28 protein-coding genes are annotated in these 26442 nt (G+C 57.3%); 18 read left to right on the top strand and 10 right to left on the bottom strand.

Features of this window, described 5'->3' with window-relative positions; genetic code table 11:
• Window positions 1-197 precede the first annotated feature (197 nt).
• Window positions 198-1184, bottom strand: a complete 987-nt coding sequence (locus NIZ92_RS13140; protein ID WP_035272583.1) for a quinone oxidoreductase — start codon at window positions 1182-1184, stop codon at window positions 198-200.
• A 148-nt stretch (window positions 1185-1332) separates the two neighbouring features.
• On the opposite strand from NIZ92_RS13140, the gene NIZ92_RS13145 reads away from it, so the two are divergent.
• Window positions 1333-2193: a DMT family transporter gene (locus NIZ92_RS13145; RefSeq protein ID WP_247966628.1), complete on the top strand. Its 861-nt coding sequence runs from the start codon at window positions 1333-1335 to the stop codon at window positions 2191-2193.
• Between the two features lie 4 nt (window positions 2194-2197).
• Here the strand turns inward: NIZ92_RS13145 and NIZ92_RS13150 are convergent, their stop codons facing one another.
• From NIZ92_RS13150 to NIZ92_RS13160, 3 genes are all read right to left on the bottom strand, one after another.
• Complete coding sequence (locus NIZ92_RS13150; RefSeq protein ID WP_009456162.1) at window positions 2198-3268, bottom strand: tartrate dehydrogenase; 1071 nt, start codon at window positions 3266-3268, stop codon at window positions 2198-2200.
• Between the two features lie 128 nt (window positions 3269-3396).
• On the bottom strand, window positions 3397-4335 hold the full coding sequence (locus NIZ92_RS13155) for a glyoxylate/hydroxypyruvate reductase A (protein WP_083053296.1): 939 nt from the start codon (window positions 4333-4335) through the stop codon (window positions 3397-3399).
• Entirely contained in the window at window positions 4335-5837 is a 1503-nt protein-coding gene (locus tag NIZ92_RS13160) for a helicase HerA-like domain-containing protein (RefSeq protein ID WP_203145632.1), read from the bottom strand. Before NIZ92_RS13160 ends, NIZ92_RS13155 begins: the two co-directional genes overlap by 1 nt.
• 139 nt (window positions 5838-5976) lie before the next feature.
• Here NIZ92_RS13160 and NIZ92_RS13165 point away from each other — a divergent pair, with 139 nt between their 5' ends.
• The 10 genes from NIZ92_RS13165 to NIZ92_RS13210 all read left to right on the top strand — a co-directional run bounded on the left by NIZ92_RS13165 (window position 5977) and on the right by NIZ92_RS13210 (window position 13323).
• Entirely contained in the window at window positions 5977-6708 is a 732-nt protein-coding gene (locus tag NIZ92_RS13165) for a YebC/PmpR family DNA-binding transcriptional regulator (protein WP_026483044.1), read from the top strand.
• Window positions 6709-6755: 47 nt separating this feature from the next.
• Entirely contained in the window at window positions 6756-8045 is a 1290-nt protein-coding gene (gene purD, locus NIZ92_RS13170; RefSeq protein WP_254002089.1) for a phosphoribosylamine--glycine ligase, read from the top strand.
• Between the two features lie 21 nt (window positions 8046-8066).
• The gene (gene hemF, locus NIZ92_RS13175; RefSeq protein ID WP_060186928.1) at window positions 8067-8972 is read left to right on the top strand and encodes an oxygen-dependent coproporphyrinogen oxidase; all 906 of its coding nucleotides are present in this window, start codon (window positions 8067-8069) and stop codon (window positions 8970-8972) included.
• Window positions 8963-9580: a nicotinate (nicotinamide) nucleotide adenylyltransferase gene (gene nadD / locus NIZ92_RS13180; RefSeq protein ID WP_009456143.1), complete on the top strand. Its 618-nt coding sequence runs from the start codon at window positions 8963-8965 to the stop codon at window positions 9578-9580. The genes hemF and nadD overlap by 10 nt, the downstream gene beginning before the upstream one ends.
• 8 nt (window positions 9581-9588) lie before the next feature.
• Window positions 9589-9993 (top strand): ribosome silencing factor, encoded by a 405-nt coding sequence (gene rsfS, locus NIZ92_RS13185; protein ID WP_009456142.1) that lies wholly within the window; start codon window positions 9589-9591, stop codon window positions 9991-9993.
• Window positions 9994-10066: 73 nt separating this feature from the next.
• Window positions 10067-10537, top strand: coding sequence for a 23S rRNA (pseudouridine(1915)-N(3))-methyltransferase RlmH (gene rlmH / locus NIZ92_RS13190; RefSeq protein ID WP_009456141.1), 471 nt, complete (start codon window positions 10067-10069; stop codon window positions 10535-10537).
• Window positions 10538-10561: 24 nt separating this feature from the next.
• The gene (locus NIZ92_RS13195) at window positions 10562-11173 is read left to right on the top strand and encodes a nucleoside triphosphate pyrophosphatase (RefSeq protein WP_026483047.1); all 612 of its coding nucleotides are present in this window, start codon (window positions 10562-10564) and stop codon (window positions 11171-11173) included.
• A gap of 150 nt (window positions 11174-11323) precedes the next feature.
• Window positions 11324-12097: a thiol:disulfide interchange protein DsbG gene (gene dsbG / locus NIZ92_RS13200; protein WP_035272568.1), complete on the top strand. Its 774-nt coding sequence runs from the start codon at window positions 11324-11326 to the stop codon at window positions 12095-12097.
• Window positions 12098-12118: 21 nt separating this feature from the next.
• A complete protein-coding gene (locus NIZ92_RS13205) occupies window positions 12119-12421 on the top strand; it encodes a hypothetical protein (protein WP_083053292.1) in 303 nt (100 codons plus the stop codon).
• Window positions 12422-12552: 131 nt separating this feature from the next.
• Window positions 12553-13323 carry a MipA/OmpV family protein gene (locus NIZ92_RS13210; protein ID WP_009456452.1) on the top strand — a complete coding sequence of 257 codons (771 nt, stop codon included), beginning with the start codon at window positions 12553-12555 and terminating at the stop codon, window positions 13321-13323.
• A gap of 7 nt (window positions 13324-13330) precedes the next feature.
• Here NIZ92_RS13210 and NIZ92_RS13215 read toward each other — a convergent pair whose 3' ends face one another.
• The 6 genes from NIZ92_RS13215 to NIZ92_RS13240 all read right to left on the bottom strand — a co-directional run bounded on the left by NIZ92_RS13215 (window position 13331) and on the right by NIZ92_RS13240 (window position 18505).
• Window positions 13331-13708: a hypothetical protein gene (locus NIZ92_RS13215; RefSeq protein WP_009456454.1), complete on the bottom strand. Its 378-nt coding sequence runs from the start codon at window positions 13706-13708 to the stop codon at window positions 13331-13333.
• 142 nt (window positions 13709-13850) lie between these two features.
• Window positions 13851-15305 (bottom strand): YdgA family protein, encoded by a 1455-nt coding sequence (locus NIZ92_RS13220; RefSeq protein WP_137430169.1) that lies wholly within the window; start codon window positions 15303-15305, stop codon window positions 13851-13853.
• A 78-nt stretch (window positions 15306-15383) separates the two neighbouring features.
• A complete protein-coding gene (locus NIZ92_RS13225) occupies window positions 15384-16259 on the bottom strand; it encodes an NAD(P)-dependent oxidoreductase (RefSeq protein WP_060186920.1) in 876 nt (291 codons plus the stop codon).
• Between the two features lie 117 nt (window positions 16260-16376).
• Window positions 16377-17024 (bottom strand): maleylacetoacetate isomerase, encoded by a 648-nt coding sequence (gene maiA, locus NIZ92_RS13230; protein WP_254002090.1) that lies wholly within the window; start codon window positions 17022-17024, stop codon window positions 16377-16379.
• A gap of 33 nt (window positions 17025-17057) precedes the next feature.
• Window positions 17058-18029: a 4-hydroxy-3-methylbut-2-enyl diphosphate reductase gene (gene ispH, locus NIZ92_RS13235; RefSeq protein ID WP_009456459.1), complete on the bottom strand. Its 972-nt coding sequence runs from the start codon at window positions 18027-18029 to the stop codon at window positions 17058-17060.
• Window positions 18029-18505, bottom strand: a complete 477-nt coding sequence (locus NIZ92_RS13240) for a peptidylprolyl isomerase (RefSeq protein WP_230940668.1) — start codon at window positions 18503-18505, stop codon at window positions 18029-18031. Before NIZ92_RS13240 ends, ispH begins: the two co-directional genes overlap by 1 nt.
• A gap of 49 nt (window positions 18506-18554) precedes the next feature.
• On the opposite strand from NIZ92_RS13240, the gene radC reads away from it, so the two are divergent.
• From radC to NIZ92_RS13275, 7 genes are all read left to right on the top strand, one after another.
• Entirely contained in the window at window positions 18555-19226 is a 672-nt protein-coding gene (radC, locus tag NIZ92_RS13245) for a DNA repair protein RadC (RefSeq protein WP_035272558.1), read from the top strand.
• 93 nt (window positions 19227-19319) lie between these two features.
• Window positions 19320-20162 (top strand): MurR/RpiR family transcriptional regulator, encoded by an 843-nt coding sequence (locus NIZ92_RS13250; protein WP_203145627.1) that lies wholly within the window; start codon window positions 19320-19322, stop codon window positions 20160-20162.
• Between the two features lie 271 nt (window positions 20163-20433).
• Entirely contained in the window at window positions 20434-21852 is a 1419-nt protein-coding gene (locus NIZ92_RS13255; RefSeq protein WP_035272556.1) for an MFS transporter, read from the top strand.
• Window positions 21853-21890: 38 nt separating this feature from the next.
• Complete coding sequence (locus NIZ92_RS13260; RefSeq protein ID WP_254002091.1) at window positions 21891-22568, top strand: aspartate/glutamate racemase family protein; 678 nt, start codon at window positions 21891-21893, stop codon at window positions 22566-22568.
• A 28-nt stretch (window positions 22569-22596) separates the two neighbouring features.
• Window positions 22597-23922 (top strand): MFS transporter, encoded by a 1326-nt coding sequence (locus NIZ92_RS13265; RefSeq protein ID WP_254002092.1) that lies wholly within the window; start codon window positions 22597-22599, stop codon window positions 23920-23922.
• Between the two features lie 352 nt (window positions 23923-24274).
• Window positions 24275-24541 carry a type B 50S ribosomal protein L31 gene (locus NIZ92_RS13270; RefSeq protein WP_009456467.1) on the top strand — a complete coding sequence of 89 codons (267 nt, stop codon included), beginning with the start codon at window positions 24275-24277 and terminating at the stop codon, window positions 24539-24541.
• A 135-nt stretch (window positions 24542-24676) separates the two neighbouring features.
• Window positions 24677-26437 carry a glycosyltransferase family 39 protein gene (locus NIZ92_RS13275; protein WP_254002093.1) on the top strand — a complete coding sequence of 587 codons (1761 nt, stop codon included), beginning with the start codon at window positions 24677-24679 and terminating at the stop codon, window positions 26435-26437.
• Window positions 26438-26442: the final 5 nt, after the last annotated feature.

A 26442-nucleotide genomic window follows, 5' to 3' on the forward strand; every position in this document is an offset into this window, starting at 1 on the left:
AAGGAGGCCATTTTTTATAAGTAGAACTATTGGGGATGCGTGCTTATCGGGCTTTCAAAATACCTGACATACAAATCGGGACATCAGGATAAACAAGCAACGCCAGAAGAGTGGATGCCTGACTTACCCCTGTTATATCAAGCGCAGCGCTGAGCAAGGGCTAGCTGTTCATCCCCCTTCTTACCCGATAATCCGCCTTAATCCAGCGTCAACACCGTCGAGCCCGTGGTACGACGCCCTGCCAATTCCTCATGGGCCTTGGCAACCTGATCCAGCGGGAAACGCTGACCGATCAGCGGCTTGATCTTGCCTTGCAGCACCAGCTCGAACATTTCGTCAGCGGCATCTTGCATGGTTTCCTGTGTAGGCACATAAGCCCCCAGCACAGGACGGGTCACATACAAGGAACCCTTCGATGCCAGCGTCGCCAGATTCACACCGGTTACCGGGCCGGAGGCATTGCCAAAGCTGACCATCAGGCCACGCGGCTGCAAGCAATCCAGCGAGCGCTCCCAGGTATCCTTGCCCACGCCGTCATATACGACAGGTACTTTCTGGCCATTGGTCAGTTCCAGCACGCGCTGCACCACGTCTTCGTGGGAGTAATCAATCACTTCCCACGCACCGTTCTCTTTCGCCAAAGCGGCTTTCTCGGGACTGGACACCGTACCGATCAACTTCACACCCAAAGCACGTGCCCATTGGCAGGCGTACAAGCCCACGCCACCCGCAGCGGCATGAAACAGAATCGTCTGGCCTTCATGCACGCGATAGGTCTGGCGCAGCAAATACCAGCACGTCAAACCTTTGAGCATCATGGCCGCCGCCTGCTCAAAAGTGACGCCATCAGGAATGCGTACCACACGATCAGCAGGCACATTACGAGCCTCGGCATACGCACCCAGCGGGCTTTGACCGTAGGCAACACGGTCACCCACTTTCAGATGCGTGACACCCGAACCGACTGCTTCCACAATGCCGGACGCTTCAAAACCCAAACCATGCGGCAAGGGATTGCTGTAGAGGCCATTACGGAAATAAATGTCGATAAAGTTCAAGCCCACTGCTTTTTGGCGTATGGTGACTTCCTTCTCCTGCGGAGCGGGCAGCTCTACCGAAGCCCACTGCAATACCTCCGGACCACCATTACGCTCAATCCGTATCGCCTTAACCGTCTGCGTCATTGTTTTACTCCTTTGATGAGGGGCCCGTAGCAATGTCTTAGAATAATGCCTTGCTCTTATTGCCTGCCCGACCCACTAGCCCTATCACTGGCTGATATAAAACACCAGAATAGCCTAAATTGACTCCTTTTTTCTCGGATCGCTTTCCATGACGCATGGACGTGCTCTGGCTGCCATTCATGTGGCCGCCGTTCTGTTCGGACTGACCGGCATTTTTGGTGAACTCATTCAGGTTGGCGCCATGCTGATCACCGCGGGCCGAGCCAGCTTTGCAGTCCTGGCCTTGTTTATCAGCATTCGCTCTCAAGGGCGCGGTTTGGGTCAGGGCATGAAAGCAGCGGACTTTCGCACCCTGCTAATGGCCTCCATCATGCTGGCCATTCACTGGGCCACTTTTTTTGTGGCCGTTAAAGTGGGCGGCGTGGCCATTGCCACCTTGGGCTTTGCCAGCTTCCCGGCCTTTATTACCTTGTGTGAATGGGCCGTACTGCGCGAGCGCGTTACCGTATCGGAGTGGATCATTCTGGCCTTGGTCACCGTGGGCTTGTTGCTGGTTACCCCCTCTTTTGATTTCCAGGATCAATCCACCATTGGCCTGGCCTGGGCCATTGCCTCCGGCTTTACTTTCGCCATGTTCACCCTTATCAACCGACGCGCTGCCAAGCATCTGTCTGCACAGCAAGTCGCTTGGTGGGAAAACCTGTTTGTCGCCCTGATGTGCTGGCCTTTTGCCATACCGCTGCTGGGCGACAGCACGCTGGTGGACTGGGTATGGATTGCACTGCTGGGGGTGTTTTGTACGGCCTTGTCGCACTACCTGCTGGTCTCTGCGCTAAGCGTTCTGAATGCTCGCAGTGCCGGGATTGTGATCGCCCTGGAGCCTGTCTACGCGATTGCCTTTGCGGCTCTGCTGTTTGCTCAATACCCCAGTAGCCGAGCACTGCTGGGGGGAGCCATCATGATTGGTGCCATCACGTGGGCGGGTCTGCGCCCGCCCAAATCAAGCTAATGGCTTAGGCCATCGCTTCCAACACTTGGGCGATCGCTTCGCCTACCTGTGTTGTGCTGGCCTGACCACCCAAATCAGGGGTACGTGGACCATTGGCCAGAACCTGCTCAATGGCTTGCACTACTTCGGCGGCTGCCTGGGGGTAGCCCAGGAAATCCAGCATCAAGGCACCGCTCCAGATCTGACCGACCGGGTTGGCAATGCCCTTGCCATAAATATCCGGTGCCGAGCCGTGCACGGGCTCAAACAAGGAGGGGAATACGCGTTCGGGGTTCAGGTTGGCCGACGGTGCAATGCCGATGGTGCCGGTACATGCCGGGCCCAGATCGGACAAGATATCGCCAAACAGGTTGGAAGCTACAACAACATCAAACCAGTCCGGGTGCTGCACAAAGTGTGCACACAGAATATCGATGTGATACTTGTCCCATTTCACATCCGGGTATTGCTCGCCCATGGCGGCCACGCGGGAATCCCACCAGGGCATGGAAATCGAAATACCGTTGGACTTGGTCGCAGCAGTCACGTGTTTACCGCGTTTTTTAGCCAGTTCAAAAGCGAACTTCAAGACTCGGTCCGTACCCGTGCGGGTAAAAACACTTTCCTGAATCACCACTTCGCGCTGCGTGCCTTCAAACATGATGCCGCCGCTATTGGAGTATTCACCTTCGGTGTTCTCGCGCACGATAAAGAAATCGATATCACCGGGCTCACGACCTGCCAGTGGCGAACGCACACCAGGCATCAAACGCACAGGACGCAAGTTGATGTATTGGTCAAATTCACGACGGAACTTGAACAGAGATTCCCACAGCGAAACGTGGTCGGGAACCAGATCAGGCCAGCCCATGGCGCCAAAGAAAATGGCCTCGGTATCCATTAATTGGGCTTTCCAGTCCGAAGGCATCATGGTGCCGTGCTTTTGGTAGTAGTCCGAGCTCCAGTCCAGCACTTTCCAATCAAAATTGATGGCGTGACGGCGAGCGGCCACTTCCAGAATACGCAGCCCTTCAGGCATGACTTCCTTGCCGATCCCATCTCCCGCGATCACGGCAATACGATGAACTTTACTCATTCCTCTTTCCTTGTGGTTTTACATGGCCTCCACGGCCTTATTCTGAAAAGACGCTGCTCTGTTCACAAAACAGCAATTAGCCTGCCAGCTTCCACGGTGCCGGCAGGCTAGTCCAAATCGGTTCAGGATTAATAGCCCTGACTGTGATTCACCCGACCAGTCGCAGGCTTGCCTTGCTGCAAAAGCTCGATGCGCGAGCCAATTTGCTCCAATGCCAATTCACGAACGGTGATACCCGAAATATGAGGCGTAACCATCACAGAAGGAATACCCCAATACGGATGATCGGCTGGCAACGGCTCCTGGGTAAAGGCATCCAGCAAAGCGCCTGACAGATGACCGCTCTTCAGGGCGTCCAGCACATCGGCATCGACCAAGTGGCCACCGCGAGCCACGTTGATCAAATAGCCACCAGGCTGCAAATTCGACAATACGTCGCGGTTGATCAAACCTTCTGTTTGCGGAGTCAGTGGCAAGGCGTTGACCAGGATACGGCTGGCAGAGACGCACTCTTTCAAGCCCTCTTCACCGGCATAGCAAGGGAAGTCCGCCTCGTGCAGACGACGCGACCAACCATGTACGGGATAGCCCAGACTGGCGATGACCTTGGCAATCTTACTGCCAATCGCGCCCAGCCCCAGCACAGCGACTGGCCATTGGCGGCGGTCGATCGGGCGGTAGGCTTTCCACTTTCCTTCACGCGCCTGTTCCTCGTAGGGCTGAAAACGGCCTACCGCACGCAGCACGCCATACAAGGCATATTCGGCCATTTGCTCGGCCATGCCCGCATCTTCCAAGCGGTACAAAGGCATCTCGGCCGGGATGGTCCCTGCGACGGCATCCACACCCGCCCCCAGATTGAAGGTGGCGCGCAAATGGGGTTCTTGCTTGAACAAGGCCGCATCCGGCTGCCAGACGATGGCGTAGGTCGCCCCGGTGCTGGGCTGACCCGCTACAAACTCATCAACTTTCCAATCGGGATAGGCTTTGCGGAATTCATCCGCCCAACGTGTTGTTTCTGATGGCCTTGTGGTGGCAACAATTAAATGAGGCAGTTGCGTGGGCATTAACGTTTCCCTCCAAATAAAGAACCCAATACCCCACGCAGCACTTTGGTGGCAGCCCGTTTGGTCTCGGTTTTGATCATGCTTTGCACCAGGCCGTCCTTCTTTCCACCACGCGGCCCTGTTGATCCAAACAGAAAGTCATTGACGACACCCATCAGGCCGTCGTCCTTGCCAGCCGCCGCTCCCGGCTGCGTGGCACCCGCGGCACCATTGGCAGCCGCATCAGCCGCTTTTTTGGCCAGCACCTCGTAGGCGGATTCGCGGTCAATTGCCTGGTCGTACTTCAAGCCAAACAAAGACGCCTGTCGTACCGTTTGCCGCTCCGCATCGGTAGCGGGGCCAATTCGGCTACCCGGAGCCACCAGCCAGGCACGCTCGGTAGGCGTGGGAATCCCCTTGGCATCCAGCATGGACACCAGGGCCTCACCCACGCCCAACTCGGTAATGGCCGCTTCAATATCCAGACCAGGATTGGGGCGCATGGTTTGCGCTGCTGTCTTGACGGCTTTCTGATCACGCGGTGTAAAGGCGCGCAAGGCGTGCTGTACTCGATTACCCAGCTGACCCAGAACGGTATCGGGAATATCCAGCGGGTTTTGTGTCACGAAATAAATACCCACACCTTTGGAGCGGATCAGACGCACAACCTGCTCGACTTTTTCCAGCAAGGCCTTTGGTGCACCTGTAAACAATAAGTGGGCTTCGTCAAAGAAGAAAACCAGACGCGGTTTGTCCAGATCGCCCACTTCCGGCAGGCGCTCGTACAGATCGGCCAGCATCCACAGCAGGAAGACCGCATACAAGCGGGGGGACTGCATCAGCTTGTCGGCTGCCAGCACATTGATCATGCCGCGCCCGGCCGAGTCGGTACGAATCCAGTCCATCACATCCAGCGCTGGCTCACCAAAGAAGCGATCCGCCCCCTGCGTTTCCAGGCGCAGCAAGGCGCGTTGGATTGCCCCCACACTGGCTGCCGCGATATTGCCATACTGATTGCGCAGCTCGGCAGCACGGTCCGATACGTCTTGCAGCACGGCGCGCAAATCCTTCAGGTCCAGAATCAACTGGCCCTCGTCGTCTGCCAGACGAAAGACGATATTGAGAATCCCTTCCTGGGTATCGTTCAACTCCAGAATCTGGGACAGCAGCAAAGGCCCCATGTCGGAAATCGTGGCCCGGACCGGATGGCCCTGCTCGCCAAAAATATCCCAGAAGGTGACCGGGTTCGCCCCCCAGGCTGGCTCGGGCAGGCCCAGCTTTTGCAGACGCTCCTGCAGCTTGGGATTGGGCTGGGCGGCCTGGGAAATCCCGCTCAAGTCGCCTTTGGCGTCGGCCAGAAAAACCGGCGTTCCCAGACGGGAAAAGGCTTCGGCCAGTACCTGCAAGGTGACGGTTTTCCCCGTCCCGGTGGCCCCCGTAATACAACCATGCCGATTGGCCAGCGCAGGCAACAGGTAAATGGGAGTATCGCTATTCTGAGCAAGCAAAATTGGATCAGCCATGATTGTTTGTTCTCTTCCGGATAGAATGCCAAGTGCCTAGATTCTAGCGACTTTCGCCCAAGCTCGGGCCTTGTCGCGCAGACAGGTTAAAATAGATCTGTTTTTCTTTGAACGTAGTCTACTGAATTGGTAATACTTTATGGCCGGACATAGTAAATGGGCGAATATTCAGCACCGTAAAGGTCGTCAAGACGCAAAACGGGGCAAACTTTGGACCAAGATCATTCGTGAGGTCACCGTGGCCGCACGTGCCGGCGGCCCTGACCCCGAGTCCAACCCACGTTTGCGCATGGCCTGGGACAAGGCAACCGCTGCCAATATGCCCAAAGACAACATTCTGCGCGCCATCCAGCGCGGCGCAGGCGGCGCGGACGATGCCAACTACGAAGAAATTCGCTACGAAGGCTACGGTATTAACGGCGCGGCCGTGATTGTGGACTGCATGACCGACAACCGTCAGCGCACGGTCTCGGATGTGCGTCACGCCTTTACAAAAAATGGCGGCAATCTGGGTCTGGATGGCTCGGTCGTGTTTCAATTCCGCCACTGCGGTCAGTTTCTGTTCGCTCCGGGCACTTCGGAAGACACGATTATGGAAATCGGCCTGGAAGCTGGTGCCGACGATATCGTGACCGACGAAGAAGGCCTGATCGAAGTGCTGTGCGCTCCTACGGACTACCCGGCTGTGCAAGCCGCGTTCCAGGCCGCTGGCCTGACGCCTGAAGTGGAAGGCGTGGTCATGAAAGCCCTGAACGAAACCGAACTGAGCGGCGACGATGCCGTCAAGATGCAAAAACTTCTGGACGCACTGGAAGGCCTGGACGATGTCCAAGAGGTCTACACCACCGCCGTCATGGACGAAGCCGAATAAGCTATTTCTGAAAACTCCTCTTTGCGGGCCCTGCCCGACTCATCACTATGAAGCTACTTGTTGTCGGCAGCGGCGGCCGTGAACACGCCTTGGCATGGCGCCTGGCCCAATCTGCACGCGTGCAGACTGTCTACGTTGCCCCGGGCAATGGCGGTACCGCGCGTGCCGAACGTATTGAAAACCTGGCCATCACCGATATCCAGGAACTGATTGCCTTTGTGAAGCAAGAAAAAATTGCCTTCACTGTCGTCGGCCCGGAAGCACCGCTGGCCGCCGGCATTGTGGACGCCTTCCGTGCGGCCGGTCTGAAAATCTTTGGTCCCACCCAGGCTGCCGCGCAGCTGGAAAGCTCCAAGGACTACGCCAAGGCCTTCATGGTGCGCCACAACATCCCGACGGCAGCCTACGCGACCTTTACCGATCCGGACTCCGCCAAGGATTACATCCGTCAGCAAGGCGCTCCCATTGTGGTCAAGGCCGATGGCCTGGCCGCTGGCAAGGGCGTGATTGTGGCCACCACGCTGGAAGAAGCATTGGGCGCCATTGACGACATTCTGGGCGATGGCCGCTTTGGTGCCGCCGGTGCCCGCGTGGTCGTGGAAGAATGCCTGACCGGCGAAGAAGCCAGCTTCATCGTGATGTGCGACGGCAAGAATGTGCTGCCCATGGCCACCAGCCAGGACCACAAACGCCTGAAAGACGGCGATCAGGGTCCGAACACGGGCGGCATGGGTGCTTACTCCCCCGCCCCTATCGTCAGCCCCACACTGCATAACCGCATCATGCGCGAAGTCATTCACCCCACCATGCAAGGCATGGCCAAGGAAGGCTTGCCCTACTCCGGCTTTCTGTACGCAGGCGTGATGATTGACGATGGCCCGGACGCTACCCGCCCTATCAAGGTGCTGGAATTCAACTGCCGCATGGGCGACCCTGAAACCCAGCCCATCATGATGCGCATCAAGAGCGATCTGACCGAAACCTTCGAACTGGCTCTGGCTGGCAAGCTGGACGAGGCCACCATCGAATGGGATCGTCGTACCGCCATTGGCGTGGTACTGGCCGCGGCCAATTACCCCGAAGAGCCTCGTACTGGTGATGCCATCACGCAATTTGCGAAAGACACCGACGAGTGCATCACCTTCCATGCAGGCACGCAGATGAAAGACGGCACCGTGGTCACCACAGGTGGTCGTGTATTGTGTGTCACCGCTATGGCCGACTCCATCCGTCGCGCTCAGGAAGCCGCCTACGAGGCCATTTCCCAAACGCATTTCGACGGCAAGCAATTTCGCACCGATATCGGCTGGCGCGCTCTGCCCAGCAGTGAATCCTGATTGTCGCAGCAAGGTCTTTTCATGTCTTTACCCATTGATACCGTCCAGGCTTATTTCCGTCAGTTGCAAAGCCACATCGTGGACACTCTGGAGCAGCTGGATGGCACGCCTTTCGAGTCGGACCAGTGGGATCGTCCAGAAGGCGGTGGCGGTCTGTCCCGCCTGCTGGAGAACGGCCCCGTTTTTGAACGGGCAGCCGTTCTGTTCAGCCATGTCAAAGGCCACACCCTGCCCCCATCGGCCAGCGCCCACCGCCCTGAACTGGCGGGACGCCCTTGGGAGGCCATGGGTGTTTCGCTGGTGATTCACCCGCGCAATCCCTTTGTGCCCACCACCCATATGAATGTGCGCATGTTTGTGGCCCAGGCCCAGACAGCGGATCAAGAGGATGTGTTCTGGTTTGGCGGCGGTCTGGACTTGACGCCCTACTACCTGCACGAAGACGATGCCCGCCATTTCCATCAGGTATGCCACGATGCGCTGGCCCCACACGGTGCGGATTACTACCCGCGCTACAAGCGCTGGTGCGACGAATATTTTTATCTGAAGCACCGCAACGAGACCCGTGGCATTGGCGGCATTTTCTACGACGACCTGAACGAGCCCGGCTTTGAAGCCAGCTTTGCCCTGACCCGCTCCGTGGGCAATTCCTTTACCGATGCCTATGCACCTATCGTGCGTGCCCGCATGGATCAGGAATACACCCAGGCGCACCGTGACTTCCAGGCCATTCGTCGCGGCCGCTATGTCGAATTCAATCTGGTCTTTGACCGTGGCACCCTGTTTGGCCTGCAATCAGGTGGGCGTACGGAATCCATCCTATTGTCCATGCCACCCCAGGCGAACTGGCGCTACAACTGGTCGCCTGAACCCGGTACGCCAGAAGCGGCCCTGGCGCAATACCTGGTGCCTCGCGAATGGATTTAAAGCGTGTCGGGCTCCTGGGTGGCAGTTTCGACCCCATCCATAAAGCTCATGTGGCGCTGGCGCTTGCCGCGTTCGACCAGCTGCAGCTGGACCAGGTTCAGTTGCTGCCCGCTGCCCAGCCCTGGCAACGCGACGCCTTGGGTGCCAGCACCCAGGATCGTTTGGTCATGGCCGAGCTGGCCGCCCAAAGCCATCCGGGCTTGCAGGTCAACCCCGTAGAGATCGAGCGCGGTGGCCCAACCTACACCATCGACACGGTGCGCAGCTTGCCCGCCGGGTCGCGCTACTACTGGATTTTAGGCAGCGACCAACTGCATAATTTTTGCAGCTGGAACGACTGGCAAGAAATTCTTGAATACGTCGAACTGGCTGTTGCCCAGCGCCCCGGCAGTCCTTTGGAGACGCCCGTCGCCTTGCAGCAGGAACTGAGTCGACTTCAGCGCCGTTTGCATCAGATTGACTTTCTGCCCATGGACATCTCGGCCACCCAGATTCGGGAGCGAGTGCAGCGCGGTGACAACATCACCGCCCTCGTCCCGGAAGAAGTCGCTCAATACATTGACAAAAAACGGCTCTATCTTTCCCACCCACAGGCGCGCCCTGTATAGTTCTTTTTATGAATATAGAAACACTTCAACGACTCGTCATCGATGCCCTCGAGGACGTCAAAGCTCAAGACATCAAGGTCTTTAGCACTACCCACATGACCGGCCTGTTCGATCGTGTGGTCATCGCCAGTGGTACTTCCAACCGGCAAACCCGCGCTCTGGCCCAGAGCGTGTTTGACAAGGCCCGCCAAAACAAGGTCGAAGTCCTGGCCCATGAAGGCGAGGACACCGGCGAATGGGTGTTGCTGGATTTGGGTGACATCGTGGTGCATTGCATGCAGCCGGCCATCCGCCAGTACTACAACCTGGAAGAACTTTGGGGCGAGCGCCCTGTCGAAGTGGAACTGCTGCCGCAATCGCGCCAGGTTCCACCGGCTGGCTTTTTTGCCAGCGCCGACGAAGACGAAGACTAAACCCTTCCTCTGCCCTGTCGGCAATACCCGGGCCGCAGCTTACGATGCGGCCTTTTTTCTTTTACGACATTTCATGAAACTCATTGTCATCGCGGTAGGTCAGCGCATGCCCGACTGGGTGGAACAAGGCTGGCAGGAATATGCTCGCCGCATGCCCCAGGACTGCGCCATCGAGCTGCGCGAAATCAAGGCCGAACCCCGTACCAGCGGCAAGACGCCTGCCCAGATGATGCAGGCCGAGGCCAAACGCATTGAAGCGGCCATTCCTGCCCAGGCGATGCGCATCGCCCTGGACGAACGCGGCAAGGACCTGACCACCGTCAAGCTGGCTCAGGAGCTGGAGCGTTGGCGCAGCAGCGGTCAGGATATTGCCATTCTGGTCGGTGGCCCGGACGGACTGGATGCGGCACTCAAGCAAAGCTGCCACGGCATGTTGCGTCTGTCCTCCCTGACCCTGCCCCACCCCTTGGTACGTATCTTTCTGGCCGAGCAACTGTATCGCGCCTGGTCCGTCATGACCGGGCATCCTTACCACCGCGCCTGAACCTTCTTTTAGTCCTGGTTTCTTATGCCTTTTCAGCCCATCTATCTGGCCTCAGCCAGTCCACGTCGCCACGATCTGCTCAACAGCATCCAGATCACTCATGAAGTCCTGCATGTGCCCAGCCCTCCGGGCGAGGATGAACCGCGTCTGGAACAGGAAGCGGTGCTGGATTATGTCCGTCGCACGGCCCGTGACAAGCTGCTGCGCGCCCTGGAATGGCGAGCACAGGACAGCAGTCTGGATCAGGAGCGCGCTATTTTGAGTGCCGACACCACGGTCTGCATGGACGAGACCATATTTGGCAAACCTGCTGATCTGGCCGATGCCGCACGCATCTTGCGCGAGCTCTCGGGCCGCCGTCACAAAGTGATGACCGCCTTGTCCCTGGGCGTAGGTGGTGTGGAGTTTGAAAGTATCAGCATCAGCGAAGTCAGCTTCAAAACGCTGAACGAACAAGAAATTGCGGAATACTGCGCCAGCGGCGAGCCTATGGGTAAAGCGGGAGCCTATGGCATTCAAGGTCTGGGCGGTGCTTTTATCAGCCACTTGAGTGGCAGCTATACCGGCGTAATGGGCTTGCCTGTTCACGAAACCTACCGCTTGCTGGAACTGGCCAATCTGAAGATCCGCGCTTAAAGACCGGCCAACGCAGAGAAACAGCCTGATCAGAACAGGAATGGGGAACTATCCAGGCAAGGTCTAGTCCCATTCTTTTATTCCATTTGGATCTTAGTATATATTTTCTGGATATATACATTCACCGACTGTTTTGCAGGATTAACCACCATGCCGCTTTCCTCTTTTTCGATCCGTCTTGCCTTGGCCGGTTTACTGTGCGCCAGCACCGTCGTCCAAGCCGCCGACCGCCCCGCTGCCTTGAAGGCCCTGGAAGAGCAAGGGCTATCCATTGTGGGCGAGTTTGATGCTCCCGGTGGCCTGAAAGCCTGGGGTGCGTATAGCGGGAATCGCGCATTGGCCATCTATAACCTGCCCGACGGGCAGCACATGATGGTGGGCACCATGATCGACGCTAAGGGTGAAGAGGTACGCCCGGCCGGTCTGGACGAACTGGTGCAACCCGCCATTGCCAAGGACATGCTGGGCAAGCTGGAAAAATCCCGCTGGATCAAGGATGGCGACGACAAGGCGCCACGCGTGGTCTACGTGTTTACCGACCCGAATTGCCCTTACTGCATGCAGTTCTGGCAAATGGCTCGCCCCTGGGTTGAGTCCGGCAAAGTACAGCTGCGCCACGTCATGGTGGGCATTCTGGCCCCCAGCAGCAGCCTGAAATCCGCCGCCATCCTGGCCGCCAAAGATCCTACCAAGGCCTTGAACGAGCACTCTCTGGCCATGCTGAAAGATCGCAGTGCCGGTGTGAAAGGCCTGGACAGTGTGCCCAGCGATATTGAAGCCGATCTGACCCGTAATGAAGATCTGATGATGGGCTGGGATTTGCGTGCCACCCCCGCCATGGTCTGGCAAGATGAGCAAGGTCGCATTCAAATGCAGACCGGCGCTTCACCCGACATTACCGAACGCGTTTTTGGCCCACGCTAATTTCAAGCAGGACGTTTATTCATGAGCACTCGTGTTCTCTTGCATGCCCCCACCGCCCATGCCCTGGAGCGTGCCCGCAGCAATGCGCGCAACTTGCTCAAGGACATACCGGATGCCCAGATTCGCATCATCGCCAATGCGCAGGCCGTTAAAGCCTGCGTAGAAGGCGCGGAACACGATTGCGACGCCTACACCTACCTGTGCCCCAACACGCTGCGCAATCAGTCCCTCAGTGCGCCAGAACGCTTCCAAACCTTGGAGCAAGGGGCCATCACCGCCCTGGTGAAACTACAGGCGGAAAACTGGATTTACATTCGGGCCTGATGGGGTGTAGGGCCAGAACAACAGACCATACTGGCCGGTCATGATTCTGCCTGCCCCCGCCCAAACCTTGATACGATAGCTAAGCTCGCGACAAGCGGGCCTGTTTTTACCCGTATCACAAGGAATCCGTCATGCCCACCCTCGTCCGTTCTGCTCTGCGTCCCTGCCTTTTACTGGCTTTATGTGCTTTAGGAACCAGCCAGGCACTTGCACAGCAAACTACCGTGGGTGTCGGTGTTGGCTTTGCCCCCAAGTACGAAGGGGCTGACAGCTACGACGGCCGTTTCTACCCTCTGCTCTCACACCGTAACGGCCACTTTTTCCTGGCTCCCAAAGCAGGCATGCCTGCCATCGGTCTGCAAACCAATCTGACAGACAACTGGACTATCGGTACTTACGCCGCTCTGGCCCGTGCCCGTAAATCCGGTGATGCCGACCGCCTGTACGGAACTGATGATATTGATCGTCACGGCAATCTGGGTGTATTTACTGCTTACCAACTGGGCAATGCCAAGATTGAAGGCAGCTACTACCAGGCACTGAAAAGCGGTTATGGCGCCACGGCCGTTCTGGATTTGAGCTACCGCCTCTGGAACGATCAGGACAGCAGCTTCTCGCTGGGTGCCGAATTGAAATGGTCCAACGAAAAAGCCATGCGCACCTACTTTGGCGTGAAGTCGCATGAAGCTGCTGGCAGCAATGGACAACTGCGCACCTACCGCCCTGACGCTGGTTTGCGCTCTTATGCCTTGTACGGCCAGTACACCCACAAGATCAGCGAAAGCTGGTCCCTGCAAGGTCTGCTGGGCGTGAACACCTTGGGTGAAGAAGCCAAAGACAGCCCCCTGGTCGAGAAGAAAAGCAGCGTCTTTGGTGGCGTAGGCTTGGGCTACAGCTTCTAAATTCCTGTCAGGGTCTGCCGACCCGCTTGACCGTCAAGCCGTTGTGTTCCAGGCGAGCCTGCACAACGGCTCGATGATCGCCCTGAATCTCCAGCGTTCCCTCTTTCAGCGTCCCGCCCGCTCCACAGGCGTTCTTCAGTTCCTTGACCAGCGCCTTGAGCTGCTCCTCGGGCATCACCAGGCCCGTTACCACGGTCACTCCCTTCCCTTTTCGCCCTTTGGTTTCCAGACTCAAGCGCACCGGCCCCTGAGCCTGAGACAGGCTTTGCTCGCGCCGATTCTCCTCGCAACGACATTGCTTTTGTGGCTGCCCGCAATCAGGACACATACGCCCTTGTTCCGTGCTGTACACCAGCCGAGACAGCTGATCCGATAAGCTGGCCATAAAATCTGGCTCCCTTCGCTGATTAAATAAAAAAGGCCCCCACGCTGCGCCTTCGGCCTGCACTCCACCCTGGGACGGCCCGACAGTAAAAAAAAGCCCACCGAATTTCGGTGGGCTTTACGCTGGACCAGGCCCAGACGAATTACATCATGCCCATCAGGACCAGACCAAGCAATTGCTCGGAAGTGAAACGCTGGCCGTTGATGTCGAACACGCGATCCTTGCCGTCGTACTTGATGGCCGTGGAAATGCCGTTCTCGTCATTCTTGACCATATTGGATTCAGCGTAAGGAGCGACAGCCGCATCCAGAATCATGTCCAGCATGGCAGCATTGCCTTCTTCAGGCGACAGGCCTTCAGCCTTGTCCATCTCGGCAGCCAGGCCACGCAGCATGGGCTTGGAAATCAGAACATCCAGCTGAGCAGCAGGAATGGCTTCGATCCACATTTCAGGACTGGTTTGCAGCTCTTGCAAGGTCGCATTGGGCTTTTGGAAGTCCATACGCAGTGTGGCTTTGGACTCGCCAGCAGCCGTGTACCAACGCAGAGGCTCAACACGCAGCACAGGTTTGTGCTCCAGCGCCTGCAGCACCAGTTCCATCATCTTCTGAGCCGTTGGGCCATCTACCGAGTCCATATCGTTTTGCAGATTGGAATCGGAAATCAGCTTGGACAGGGCGGAGATTGCAGGTGCGTAAACGCGGTCAAAGTTCATTGACAGCTCAACCGAACCCAGCTTGACCTTGTCTTCAAACACCAGATCAGTCAGCGCGTAAACAACCTTGGTATCACTGACGGAGTCTTTGGTGACCGCATCGGAATTGATGGCGATCTGCTTGAAAGTAATACCATCGGTCTCGGCAGATTGCATCTTGACGTCATCGACGCTCAGCTTGCCGACCTGGGTGCCGCTGACATTGATGTCACCGTCTTGCTTGAAGTCCACCACGAAGTTGGAGGCTTCCAGCTTCAAGGGATCTGCGCTGATGTCATCAACAAACAGCTTGGGGAAGCTGCCGGTCACAACAATATCTTTGCTCTTGCCACCGGCTTTGGTGCGCAATTGACCGCCGCTGAAGTCTACTTTGACTTCGTCGCCTTGGTGCTTGATGGCTTCAAAATGCACATTGGAGTCCACGGCACCGTCAAAACCGACCAGGCTGTCCGCCCACAAAGGGGTCTTGTCGCCCGTCAGCTTGTACCAGCCTTCGGTGTCTTTGGTCTTGACCAGAGTGCTGTGCGACAAGGCGGCAACAGGGGTGAAGTTACCCAGAGCCATTGCCGACATAGGCAGCGGGCCATGGCTGATCTTGTCATCAAAAGTCAGCTCCAGAGGCTTCTCTTCAGCGTCGGAAGGCTTGATGGTGATGGTGTAACGAGCAGTAGAGGAAAATACGCCACGTTGGTAGTCCACCACGTTCATGACGACCGACTCGCTCATGCCCATTTGCTGCATCTGCTCGGCAGCCAGGGTATTGAACTGGGCCACTTTCTCACCCACCAGCGCTTCAGTTTTCTTACCGGTGTACCAGGTCGAACCGCCGTATGCGGCCGCTAACACGACAACCAGTGTGACCAGCCCTGTACTTTTCTTCATGACTTCCCTTTTGTAGACCTACAGTCCCAACTTCAAATAGCCGACATAATACCGAAACTAAGTTTGACTGATGGTAGTTTATTCCCCGTAATTGTAACTATTCACATGCGTAATGCGAGCGACATCGTCTGCGCCCAAGCCCAAACGATGGGCCGCACGATAGGTTTGCTGGGCTGCATGAGCCACTGGCATGCTGGTGTGACTGGCACTGGCCAGCTCCGCCACGGTATTCAAATCCTTCAACATGGTATCGACCGACGCTTTTACTTGATTGTCGGGCGTAGTCATGCGCGGCACGAACAATTGCAGCAAAACCGAATCGGCCCAACCGCCCCCCAGGGCCTCACTGATTTTGGAGGCGTCCACGCCATTGTCATTGGCCAGGCTCAAGGCCTCGGCGATAGCGGTCAAGGTGGTGGCCACAATGGTCTGATTGCATAACTTTGTTACTTGGCCGGCCCCTACCGCCCCCATCAAGGTGACGCGCTGCGAATACGCGGCCAGCACCGGACGAACACGATCCAGCTGCGCCGCCTGCCCGCCCACCATGATGGCCAGCGTGCCTTGTTCTGCTCCGCCTACACCACCGGATACCGGAGCATCCAGCCAATGAGCCCCGCAACGTTGCTGCAATTGGGCAGCCATCTCGCGTGTAGCCTGTGGAGGAATCGAGGAATGGTCCACCACAATCCGCAAGGCTCCCTGCACCGACGCCAGGCCCTGCTTGCCCAGGACCGTGTCGTGCACCGCCTGTGCATCGAAGACGCACAGGAACACGGCTTCGCACTGCTCGGCCATTTGCGCCGGGGTATCGCACCAGTGAGCACCGGCTTCGATCAGGGCTTGCCCCTTGTCCTTGGAACGATTCCAGATACGAACCTGATGACCGGCATTCAACAAGCGGCGCACCATAGGCTGACCCATACGGCCCAAACCACAAAAACCAATATTCATGTCTCGTCCTTTACGCCCCCAACATCATCCAGCCAATTGAAGCGGGGCAAGAAAAACCCGCCTGTCAGGCGGGTGAAGTCTGGTCGGCCCAACAAGGGACCGCCCTTATGCTGATACTCAAGCCGCGTCGGGCTGGCGGTCGGGGGCCGCTTCCTGAAAGGCGGACAGCTCCAGACATTTTTCCTCCACAGCCAAGAGGCGTGGAAATGTGCTGAGATCAATGTCAAAACGACGGGCATTGAACATTTGAGGAATCAGGCAGATTTCGGCAAGACCAGGAGTATCACCAAAAATAAAGTCATGATCCTTTTTGCCATGGCGCTGCACCAAGGCTTCCAGGCCTTCCAGCCCTACGCTGACCCAATGGCGATACCATTGATTGCGAGCATCTTCCTGGGCGTGCAGTTCGTTTTGCAAATACTGCAACACGCGCAGATTATTCAGCGGATGAATATCGCAAGCCACGGTTTGGGCCATGGAACGTGCCCAGGCCCGCTCTGCCGACGCTTTGGGCAGCAAAGGCAGCTCAGGATAGCGTTCGTCCAGATATTCCAGGATGGCCAGGGACTGCGTGATGATCAGACCATCATCATCCAAAGCGGGCAGCAGTTGCACGGGATTGACCTGCACATAATCGGGCTGATGCTGCTGACCACCATCCTTGAGCAGGTGTACAGGCTTGATCTGGTAGTCCAGACCTTTGAGGTTCAGACCAATCCGCACCCGGTAAGCAGCGGAACTGCGAAAGTAGCTATACAGAATCATCTTGTCTCCTGTCCACCCTGCAAAAATCGTTTTTTATTTGTTCAGGCTTTCAATCTTGCGCGACAGTTCTCGGGGCAGCGGGAAGGCAATGTTTTCCTCCACACCATCCAGGGCCCGCACTTTACCGACGCCCAGTTCCTGCAAGCGCTGAATCACCTGATTCACCAGAACTTCCGGAGCAGAAGCGCCGGCCGTCACACCCACGCGCTTTTTACCGACCAGCCAGGCCGGATCAATCATTTCCGGTTTATCCAGCAGATAGGCTTCAGCCCCCTTGCGCTCGGCGACTTCGCGCAAACGGTTGGAGTTGGAGCTATTGGTACTGCCCACCACCAGGACCAGATCACACTGAGGAGCCATGATCTTGACCGCATCCTGACGGTTCTGTGTGGCATAACAGATATCGCTTTTCTTGGGTTCCACAATATTGGGGAAGCGCTCGCGCAAGGCTTGGGCCACAACTGCCGCATCGTCCACGGACAAGGTGGTTTGCGTCACAAAGGCCAGCTTGTCGGGATCGGCCACTTTCAGGTTGGCGACGTCCTCGGGCGTTTCCACCAGGTACATGCCGCCATCAGCCTGCCCCAGCGTACCCTCGACTTCAGGGTGTCCGACGTGACCAATCATGATGATTTCCCGGCCTTCGGCGCGCATGCGAGAGACCTCGATATGCACTTTGGTCACCAGCGGGCACGTGGCGTCAAAGACTTTCAGGCCACGCTTTTCGGCATCGTCACGCACCTGACGCGATACGCCGTGAGCCGAAAAAATAACGATTGCACCCGAGGGAGCCTCGTCCAGCTCTTTAATAAAGATCGCCCCTTTATTGCGCAGGTCTTCCACCACGTAACGGTTATGGACGATTTCATGGCGCACGTAGATTGGTGCACCGTGCAATTCCAAAGCGCGTTCGACAATATCAATCGCGCGATCGACCCCTGCACAGAATCCACGGGGCTGGGCCAGAACAACCTCAGCGTTCTGAACGGGAGTAGCTTGACTCATTACAGAATCCCCAAAATATGAACATCCAGGCGCAAAGCCACACCGGCCAAAGGATGGTTGAAATCGAACAAGGCGGTCTTGTCGTCGATTTCCTTGAGCACGCCCGAATAGCGACTGCCATTAGGGGCGGCAAACTCCACCATATCACCGGGCACGAATTCCGCGCCTTCGGCGGCGTTGCTGGCCAGCATTTCGCGAGTGATGCGCTGCAAGAGGTCCGGATTACGGGCGCCGTATGCATCCTCGGGAGTAATGTCGAGCTGAAAGCGCTCGTCTTCACGGTGACCCAGCAGTTTCTCTTCCATACCGGGGGCCCACTGACCATTGCCCAGTTGCAAGGTCGCCGGACGGCCCGTAAAGGTATCCGCAAATACAGAGCCTGCCGCCGGGCCACTGGCCAGCTCTATACGATAGTGCAAAGTCAGGTAGGAATCCTGACGGACAATTCCAAGCTCGGAACTAGCAGAGTTACTCACGATCGCTCACTATAGAAAATCATTCAATTACCGCATTTTAGCGTTTCTTATGGCCACATCCACTTTACGCCGCCAAGGGCCCCGTGAGCGCATGTTGGCGCACGGCCCTGCCTGTCTGAGCACCCCGGAACTGCTGGGCATTGTCCTGCGCACCGGTACACGCGGGCGCAATGCTGTCGAGCTGGGCCAGATGTTGCTGGACCATTTTAACGGACTCAAAGGATTATTATCGGCTGATGCATCTGCCCTGCGCCAACTGGACGGAATCGGGCCGGCCAAATGTGCGGAACTGTTGGTTATCCGGGAACTGCAACGCCGCTGTGCCCTGGAATCACTCACGGACTTGCCGGTGCTGAACCAGGCGGACAAGGTGCGCGAATATTGTCTGGCCCATATTGGACATTTACCCGTGGAGCATTGCCTAGCTCTGTTTCTGGACAATCAGCTACGACTGATCTGCGCCGAGGAGATCAGCCGGGGCACAGTCAACCAGGCTTCAGTCTACCCACGGGAGATTTTGCGCGCCGCCCTGCGTCACCACAGTTGCGCCATTATTCTGGCGCACAATCACCCTTCCGGTGCCGCCTATCCCAGCGTCTCCGATATCCGGCTGACCCGGCACATTCGTCAGGCACTGGCTTTGGTCGATATACGCTTGCTGGACCACATTATTGTCACGCCCAGCCAGACTGTCTCCATGGCCGAGCGCGGAGATCTATAGACGGTTCAGGGCGGTGAATGCCACCTTATTTTTGATACAGTTCCATGAGCTTCCCCGTAAAATCCAGAACACACTATAAGAGTACGGAGCGCCATGTCTGATCCCGCCGTCAAGTCCTTTGTTGGACGCGTACGTGACATTCTTCACGATCTATCCCCATCAGAGCGACGTCTGGCGGAATTTGCCCTGGACTTTCCGGGCGACCTGGCCGGCTACACCGCCTCGGAGCTGGCCTCCCTGGCCAATGTGTCCAATGCGACGGTCACCCGCTTTATTCGACGCCTGGGTTACAGCAATTACGAGGCCGCCCGCAAACAAGTGCGTTCCGAAAAGAAAGCAGGTTCACCCCTGTTGCTGGCAGCCACTGAAACAGAAGCCGAGCGCTCGCTGGCCACACACTTGCAGCAAAGTCAGAACAACCTGGCCGCTACCTATAGACGCATCCCCGACTCGTTACTGAAAGAAATCGCCCAGACCATTCTGGGTGCGCGCAAAGTATGGGTTCTCGGGTTTCGATCCAGCCATGCCCTGGCCAATTACTTTCGCTGGCAGTTGCTACAAATCGTCCCTGAGGCTCAACTGATTCCCGGCCCTGGCGAGACCATGGGGGAACATCTGGCAGGCATACACGCTGACGATGTCGTGGTGATTTTTGCCCTGCGTCGCCGGGTACGCAATATGGATCAGCTGATTGGGCAGATGGCGCAGCTGAACCCGAATGTGTTGCACATCACTGACCAGCTCAGCCCGGAGAAAAGCGCCTGTCGCTGGACTTTGCGCTGTGATGTCCAATCGCCTGGTGTACTGGATAATCACGTGGCGGTGATCGGGCTGTGCCATCTGATCCTGAGCCAGGTGATGGATCAGGCCGGTCCTGCCGGGCGTCGTCATCTAGGTCTGGTGGAGGCTTTCCATGACAGCTTTCTGGAGCTGTAGACCGCTACTCTCGTATTACAGGCCCATATCAGGCACTCCGTAGACAAGCCAGCCTAGAAGTTTCATGGCTGGAATCAGATAAGGATCATACGCAAACGGCGATGATCCTTTTTTTTATTAAAAATCCTTGTATATCAACGCCCTGCTCCGACAATCTGCAGACACTGCAAAATCTTTCTCGTTTACCCTAGTTTTGAAAATATTTTTTCATAACAATAATGATTGAAAAAATAATGCTGGGCTCATACACGCCCTGAAACGAGGAGAAACCATGTCTAGCAAGCAGCAAACCTTGCCAGCCGACACCGGGCAGGCACAGGCCAGTTCTACGGCCAACAATCACACGGTTCAGCAGCAACTGGAAAACTCGCTGGAAACCATAGGAGTCACCAACTCGCACCGCAAAGTGCTGGCCCTGATTTTGCTGGGCGTCCTGTTTGACGTACTCGAGCAAAATGCCGTGGGCCTGGTCGGCCCGCTGCTGCAGGAACACTGGGGGCTGACGCCTCGTGATGTCGGGTTTCTGAACACCCTGACCTTCGCTGCCGCCGCCCTGGGACGTTTGCTGTCCGGCTATATCGCCGACCACTACGGTCGCCGTGTCATGCTGACCATCAATCTGGCCCTGTTCACGCTGGGCGCCCTGATCTGCGCCCTGGCCCCCAGCTACTGGGTACTGGGCCTGGGTCGCATGATTGTCGGCTTTGGTCTGGGTGGCGAGATCTCGATTGCCGTCACCATGCTGGCCGAGTTCTGCTCCTCACGCTTTCGCGGCACGGCTGTCGGCACGATCAACGTCGCAGGTGGCGGTCTGGGCAATATGCTGGCCCCGGCCTTCGGCTTGCTGGTCTTCACCCTCTTTCCCGGCCCTGAAAGCTGGCGCTGGGTGTTTGGCCTGCTGGTCATGCCTGCCTTCATGGTGCTGTTTTACCGTCGCTACATTCCTGAAACGCCCCGTTTCCTGGTGTCGCAAGGGCGTATCGAGGAGGCCAATCAGGTTTTGAATATTCTGGCCTCGGGCAAGCTGGGCCGTCACGTTGCCAATCCCTATCCTTATTTGCACAGCGGCCCGCAGGCACAAAAAGCAGAGCGGGTGCGTTTGAACGAGATTTTTCAAGGTCCGCTGGCCATGCGCACCCTGGTAACCGGCATTGCCGTGTGCATGACCTATGGCGCACAGCTGACGGTTCTGACCCTGATGCCTACCCTGCTGGTGGAGCAAGGCTATTCTTTGGTGAAAAGCTATACCTTCACAATCCTGATGCAGTCGGGCAGCCTGCTGGGTGCCTTGACCGCCTCTTACCTGGGCTCCCGCGTGCCTCGCAAGCGCGTCTTCACCTACGGAGCGTTACTGGCTTGCGCCAGCGGTCTGGCCTTTGGCTTCCTGAGCTTCAATATCTACCTGGTGCTGCTATTCGGTGCAGCTTTCCAGTTCTGCGTGCTGCTGCTGAACACCACGATCTGGATTTTCTCCCCCGAACTGTATCCCACCCGCGTCCGCGCCTTTGGCACCGCCTTCATTCTGGCACTGGGCACCCTGGCGGGCGCATTTATCCCTACGCTTAGCGGCTGGGTGCTGGAAGGCTACGGCGTAGCCGGCATGTTCACCTTGATGGCGGGCATGTACATCACCTTTGCCGCTGTCCTGCAGTTGGCGCCCGAAACCTTTGGTCGCCCCCTGGATACCTGATTCACTTAAAAAGCCGCCTTGCTGCGGCCCTTGTATTTATGTCTCATACCGTACTGCTCATCAACCCCAATACTTCCCGTCCCACCACGGACATGATGGTGGCGCTTGCCCAGGCTTGTTTCCAGAGCCTGCAGCGCCGCGACATCCAGGTCCGGGGGCTGACCGCCCCTGAGGGACCGGGCATGTTGACCGAAATGGAAGAACTGGAGCAGGCCGCCGCCATATCCAGGCACCCGCAGGTGCTAGCCCAGGCGCAAGACGTTGACGGCGTCATCGTCGGCGCTTTTGGAGATCCCGGCCTGCAATCCCTGACTGAACGCCTCACAGTTCCGGTCATCGGCATCGGTCAGGCCTCCATGATGCTGGCTGCCCGAGCAGGCACGCCTTTTGGCATTGCCACCACCACCCCCGGTCTGGAGCAATCCATTCTGGATCAAGTACAGCGCTATGGCTGGAGCGAACAATTCTCCGGCCTGCGCCTGACCCCTACCGCACCACTGGATCTGGCCCAGGCCCCTGATCGTCAGGATCAGGAACTGGCCGATAGCGTCGCGGCATGTATCGAACAGGACGGTGCCCGCGCCGTCATCATCGGCGGCGGCCCACTGGCCCAAAGCGCCCAGGCCCTGCAAAGCAGGCTGGCTGTGCCGGTGATCAATCCCATCATTGCTGCCTGCGAGCTTATGGCCGAGCGCCTGCCCCCAGATCAGCCATAACACGCTGTACCACACAAGGAGACACCCCATGACAAGCAGCACCCTTGCGCACGGAAGTCAGGCTTTATCCGCCAGCAAGCAAGAACTGGATCAGATTTACAAGAAAGTGATGTGGCGCATTTTGCCCTTCATCTTCTTGCTTTGGATGCTGGCCTGGATAGACAGGCTCAATATTGGTTTTGCCAAGCTGCAAATGCAGCCCGAACTGGGGTTTTCCGAAACGGTTTACGGCATAGGCGCTGGTATCTTCTTTCTGGGCTACTTCTTTTTTGAAGTACCCAGCAACTGGTTGCTGCTGCGTATTGGTGCGCGCAAGACCCTGGCCCGTATCGCCTTTGGCTGGGGGCTGATCTGCGTGCTGATGATGTTTACCAAAACAGCCGCTTACTTTTATGTGATGCGCTTTTTGCTCGGGGCTTTTGAAGCGGGCTTCCAGCCCGGCGTGCTGCTGTTTCTGACCTTCTGGTTCCCGGCCCATCGACGCGCCAAAGCCTTTGCGGTCTTTATTTCTGCCTCCGCGGTAGCTTCGGTTGTGGGCGCGCCCCTGGCCGGTTTCATCATGACGCGCCTGGATGGTGTCAATGACTGGTCGGGCTGGCAATGGCTGTTTCTGCTGGAAGGCCTGCCCACAATTTTCGCGGGTATTCTGGCGGTGATGTTCATCGTGGACAGTCCGGAAAAAGCCAGTTGGTTAAGCCAGCTTGAAAAAGACCTGATCAAGCAGGAGCTGGTGCTGGACGCCAAGGCTGCAGGCCCACGCGAGCACAGTTTCAAGAAAGCCCTGGGCAATACCGATCTGTGGACCCTGACCCTGATGTTCTTTGGCATCGTGGCGGCCAACTCCACACTGGCCTTTTTTGCCCCCACCCTGGTGCGCTCGCTAGGGCCAACCGACCCGCTGCAAGTTGGTTTGCTGGTTGGCCTGGTCTATGTCTTTGGGGCGATTTTCCAGCTGGCGCTGGGTTTTAGTGCCGACCGTCGACGCGAAGCCCGTCTGCATACAGGAATTCCCGTCATCATTGGCGCAGTCGGTCTGGCAGGCGTGGGACTCTTCCTGGGCAACAACACGACCATGGCCTTCATCAGCCTGATTATTGCCGTGTCCGGCACCATGGGTTGCATTCCGGTGTACTGGCAACTGCCTAACGCCGTTCTGGCAGGCTCGGCAGCAGCTATTGGCGTGGCCTTCATCAACTCGGTCGCCAACCTGGCCGGCTTTGGCGCGCCCTTCATGTTGGGTGCCCTGAAAGACGCCAGCGGTAATTTCCAAAGCGGTTTGTGGATTATTGCGGCACTTGAGCTGGCGGTCGGCATCTGGATTCTGTCTTTCCGCAAGCGCAAACAGATCGACTGACGACCTTATCGACCATCAAGCAAGACGCCCCGAACCCTGACAATCTCCGGGTTTCGGGACCTGAGGCCTATCATTAGGCGGCTTCTTGTTGCACTTGTGCCGCGCTTTGATGGAGTTTTCTTTGAAAAGCGGCGGCTCAATGCTAAAATTTCAGGCTTCATCGGATACGTGGCAAAAAGTCTTTAGGCATTATTCAATCGGGCAGGATGTCAAAACCCAAACCCGGTTAAAAAAACAGCCCTCTAGCTTTTTAGTGCCGGTACTTACAAGATTGGAAATCTGCCCTGCGCAGCTTTATTTTTGTAAATACGTGCCTTGCTGGCGGTCCTTATTTGTCAAAACAGGAATCATCATGAAAGAAGGCATTCACCCAGAATACCGTGACGTGGTGTTTCTGGACCTGCAAACGGGCAACTCCTTTATCACCCGTTCCACTGTCCAGACTCGCGAAACCACCGAAAAAGACGGTCAGACTTACCCGCTGTTCAAGTGTGACGTGACGTCCGAGTCGCACCCCTTCTACACGGGCGCTCAAACCCGTATCGTGGAAACTGGCCGCGTTGAAAAATTCCGCGCCCGTTTTGCCCGTACGGCTGGTACCGTCAAGAAAGGCGAATAAGCTCTCTTTCTCGGCATACCGCGTTCAGCGCAAAAAAGGCAGCTTCGGCTGCCTTTTTTTTACCGCACATTTCCCGGCCAAGGCGCCCCCTTTGCATTAAGATAGGGCGAATCAACAGACTGTTTTACCCTAGACGTGTCATCCAGCCTCATACCCACCTCCACCCCTGCTCGCCTGACTGCTACCGCTGCCGTCAAACTTCCCCGATTGGTCCTGCTGGTCGTTGGGACTATTTACATTCTTGCGGGTCTGTTTTTCCGCGATCCCTGGAAGGCAGACGATGTCATCGGGCTGGCAACCATGCTTACCGCTTTGTCAGATCCCAGCGGTCAGGCCCTGTTGTTGCCGCAGGTGGGCGATCTGGCACATGCCCAGGACGGGCCGCTGACCACCTGGCTGGGTGCCCTGTTCATTACGCTGTTTGCACCGCTGCTCAAACTCTTTACCTCCGAGCTGAACGCCAATATTGTGGCGTCCCGACTGCCTAACCTGCTGTGGTTCGGCATGCTGGCGGCTTCGGTCTGGCACAGCGCCTACTGGCTGGCTCGACGCCCTGAGGCCCAACCGCTGCGCCTGCCCTTTGGGGGCGAGCCCTCGCCCACGGCCTATGGGCGCATGATTGCCGACGCCACCTTGCTGCTGACGGTAGCCACGGTCGGCATCCTCTGGCGTATGCACGAAACCTCGGAAGTGCCAGCCATCATTGCCTTCCAGGCTCTGGCTTTGTACAGCCTGGTGCGCATGTTTGACCGTCCCGCTTCCGGTGCGATCATGCTGGGCCTGTCTTTGGGCGCCTGCTTCCTGACCCGTGGCTGGCTGGGCGCGGGCCCCATCATGCTGGCCACCGTCCTGTGCTTCATTCCACGCGGCCCCTTGCGTCAGCACAGCCAATGGCTGGCCCTGAGTGCCGTCCTGACCCTGGCCATCATCATGGCCTGGTGGATTCCCGCCAAACGCGTCAGCGTGTACTGGACTGAACAGTGGCGTCTGTGGCATCTGGCCGCCTGGGGCTGGGCGGGTTTCAAGGAACAACTGAATAATCTGCGTGACTTGCTGTGGTTCCTCTGGCCGACCTGGCCTTTGGCACTGCTGGCACTGTGGCAGTGGCGCAGCTGGTTCAAGGCCCCACATATTTATGTGCCTGCCATCAGCCTGCTGGTCCCGCTGCTGAGCCTGCTGTTTATCCGCGATGCCTTCGAGCCCGAATACGCCCTGCTGGTCGTACCTTGCGCCGTCCTGGCCGCGTTCTCGCTGCCCACCTTGCGGCGTGGCGTGGTCAATACGCTGGATTGGTTTGCCATCATGTGCTTCTCGCTGACGGCAACCACAGTCTGGCTGGGCTGGATTGCGCAACAAACCGGCTGGCCACGTCAGATTTCGCACAATATCGCCCGCCAGACTCAAGGTTATGACACCTTTATCTCCTGGCCGGTCATGATTATTGCTGCGCTGGGTACGCTGGCCTGGATCGCCCTGGTACGCTGGCGCCTGTCCACCAACCCGCCAGGGCTGCTGCGCGGCACGGTCTTGTCTGCAGGTGGCCTGATTACGACCTGGCTCCTGCTGGTTACCCTGTGGATGCCCTCGCTGGACTACGTACGTAGTTACCGGGACGTCTCCGGTGAACTGTCCGTCGCCCTGCGCGAACACAGGCAGCCCGGCGAATGCCTGCGCTCCTGGGGCCTGGGTTCGGGACAACGAGCCTCCTTCCTGGTGTTTAACAACATCAAGATCAATTTCGACAACCGCTGCTCTTTGGTGCTGGAACAGTTCTCCCTGCGCGACCTGCAAGATGGCAAGGCCCCCATTCCTGACAATGCGGTCCAGCTCTGGCAAGGTAAACGCGGGCCAGATCGTCACGAGGCTTTCCGTCTGCTGCGAGTACAAGCTCAGTAAGTTTC

It is taken from the genome of Alcaligenes sp. 1735tsa3, assembly GCF_024134565.1.
In the GTDB taxonomy this organism is placed as follows: Bacteria; Pseudomonadota; Gammaproteobacteria; order Burkholderiales; family Burkholderiaceae_B; genus Alcaligenes; species Alcaligenes phenolicus.

Coding starts and splice junctions, on each gene's coding strand:
- NIZ92_RS13145 (WP_247966628.1), top strand. CDS start 1,333: ATGACGCATGGACGTGCTCTGGCTGCCATTCATGTGGCCGCCGTTCTG.
- NIZ92_RS13210 (WP_009456452.1), top strand. CDS start 12,553: ATGCCCACCCTCGTCCGTTCTGCTCTGCGTCCCTGCCTTTTACTGGCT.
- ispH (WP_009456459.1), bottom strand. CDS start 18,029: ATGAGTCAAGCTACTCCCGTTCAGAACGCTGAGGTTGTTCTGGCCCAG.
- NIZ92_RS13250 (WP_203145627.1), top strand. CDS start 19,320: ATGTCTGATCCCGCCGTCAAGTCCTTTGTTGGACGCGTACGTGACATT.
- dsbG (WP_035272568.1), top strand. CDS start 11,324: ATGCCGCTTTCCTCTTTTTCGATCCGTCTTGCCTTGGCCGGTTTACTG.
- NIZ92_RS13165 (WP_026483044.1), top strand. CDS start 5,977: ATGGCCGGACATAGTAAATGGGCGAATATTCAGCACCGTAAAGGTCGT.
- rsfS (WP_009456142.1), top strand. CDS start 9,589: ATGAATATAGAAACACTTCAACGACTCGTCATCGATGCCCTCGAGGAC.
- NIZ92_RS13155 (WP_083053296.1), bottom strand. CDS start 4,335: ATGCCCACGCAACTGCCTCATTTAATTGTTGCCACCACAAGGCCATCA.
- NIZ92_RS13260 (WP_254002091.1), top strand. CDS start 21,891: ATGTCTCATACCGTACTGCTCATCAACCCCAATACTTCCCGTCCCACC.
- NIZ92_RS13150 (WP_009456162.1), bottom strand. CDS start 3,268: ATGAGTAAAGTTCATCGTATTGCCGTGATCGCGGGAGATGGGATCGGC.
- NIZ92_RS13215 (WP_009456454.1), bottom strand. CDS start 13,708: ATGGCCAGCTTATCGGATCAGCTGTCTCGGCTGGTGTACAGCACGGAA.
- rlmH (WP_009456141.1), top strand. CDS start 10,067: ATGAAACTCATTGTCATCGCGGTAGGTCAGCGCATGCCCGACTGGGTG.
- NIZ92_RS13140 (WP_035272583.1), bottom strand. CDS start 1,184: ATGACGCAGACGGTTAAGGCGATACGGATTGAGCGTAATGGTGGTCCG.
- NIZ92_RS13265 (WP_254002092.1), top strand. CDS start 22,597: ATGACAAGCAGCACCCTTGCGCACGGAAGTCAGGCTTTATCCGCCAGC.
- NIZ92_RS13160 (WP_203145632.1), bottom strand. CDS start 5,837: ATGGCTGATCCAATTTTGCTTGCTCAGAATAGCGATACTCCCATTTAC.
- NIZ92_RS13270 (WP_009456467.1), top strand. CDS start 24,275: ATGAAAGAAGGCATTCACCCAGAATACCGTGACGTGGTGTTTCTGGAC.
- NIZ92_RS13255 (WP_035272556.1), top strand. CDS start 20,434: ATGTCTAGCAAGCAGCAAACCTTGCCAGCCGACACCGGGCAGGCACAG.
- NIZ92_RS13225 (WP_060186920.1), bottom strand. CDS start 16,259: ATGAATATTGGTTTTTGTGGTTTGGGCCGTATGGGTCAGCCTATGGTG.
- NIZ92_RS13205 (WP_083053292.1), top strand. CDS start 12,119: ATGAGCACTCGTGTTCTCTTGCATGCCCCCACCGCCCATGCCCTGGAG.
- hemF (WP_060186928.1), top strand. CDS start 8,067: ATGTCTTTACCCATTGATACCGTCCAGGCTTATTTCCGTCAGTTGCAA.
- maiA (WP_254002090.1), bottom strand. CDS start 17,024: ATGATTCTGTATAGCTACTTTCGCAGTTCCGCTGCTTACCGGGTGCGG.
- NIZ92_RS13220 (WP_137430169.1), bottom strand. CDS start 15,305: ATGAAGAAAAGTACAGGGCTGGTCACACTGGTTGTCGTGTTAGCGGCC.
- purD (WP_254002089.1), top strand. CDS start 6,756: ATGAAGCTACTTGTTGTCGGCAGCGGCGGCCGTGAACACGCCTTGGCA.
- radC (WP_035272558.1), top strand. CDS start 18,555: ATGGCCACATCCACTTTACGCCGCCAAGGGCCCCGTGAGCGCATGTTG.
- nadD (WP_009456143.1), top strand. CDS start 8,963: ATGGATTTAAAGCGTGTCGGGCTCCTGGGTGGCAGTTTCGACCCCATC.
- NIZ92_RS13195 (WP_026483047.1), top strand. CDS start 10,562: ATGCCTTTTCAGCCCATCTATCTGGCCTCAGCCAGTCCACGTCGCCAC.